An 897-nucleotide genomic window follows, 5' to 3' on the forward strand; every position below is an offset into this window, starting at 1 on the left:
TCTCTCGTGGTAATCGTCGCTTTTTTAAGTTCGTCACCAGACTCATCTTTATCTTGCTTTCCCTTCCTTCTTTCAGACACGAACCTTCGTAAAACAGGCACATAGCGCAGTAAAGGATAAATACGTCGAGCAAAAGGGATTAAACCTGTCACAACCGCAGCGATGTAATGCAGTCGACCGGTTAATGTCAAAAACAACACACCAGCAAATAGCACGCTAAACAAAAAGCCAAAAACAAGCTTCTTTCTTCGTTGAGGAGAACCCGAATTATAAGCTTTCACAAATAGGATGATTGCAATCAAAACAATCACTGGAATCAACAAACGAAACACTGAAACTACCCTCAATGCATTGTAGAAAAATCGTACCACAAGCCAACATGATCACATATCTACCATTCTTATCAGCCGAATTAGTAGCCTATGCTAAACTTAGCGCTATCAGTCGGTTGGGCTTAGCTCATCATGATAAGTGCACTAATATTACCGGCTGAGCACTAAATTATAAAAATAGCGAGGCATAGCTCTTCAAATGAGCGATACAGATTATTACAGTGTTCTACGTATAAAAGCATTCAATGATTTAGCAAATCGAGCAAAACCAGGCATTTTTATTTATGCCATCGTTTGGTTTGCCATTGCGTTCTCGCTTAATCTGCATGAATCAAGCCCTCTATTCTTCCAAATCAATAGCGGTCTGATTGTCTTAATATTTATCACTCGCTTAACCCATCTATTTCTACGAAAACAAGTAGACAAACATAACGTCAACTTCTTAGAGATGTGGCTTACAACAAGCATTCTTCTTGCGGCGTTGCACTGGGGATTGATGAGCGCGTGGATTTTCTATGACAGCGAATTGACGAACATTGAGCCACCGATGCTCATTGTTCTAGCC

The 897-nt window shown here is 40.4% G+C and carries 1 protein-coding gene and 1 pseudogene; one reads left to right on the forward strand and one right to left on the reverse strand.

The window, feature by feature from the left end:
- A pseudogene (locus A3762_RS17600) lies at positions 1–332 on the reverse strand (hypothetical protein); the annotation flags it as partial.
- Positions 333–531: 199 nt separating this feature from the next.
- Here A3762_RS17600 and A3762_RS17605 point away from each other — a divergent pair.
- Positions 532–897 (forward strand): hypothetical protein (locus A3762_RS17605; RefSeq protein ID WP_156493557.1); only part of this gene is annotated, 366 nt, incomplete at its 3' end.

This window comes from Oleiphilus sp. HI0125 (genome assembly GCF_001635355.1).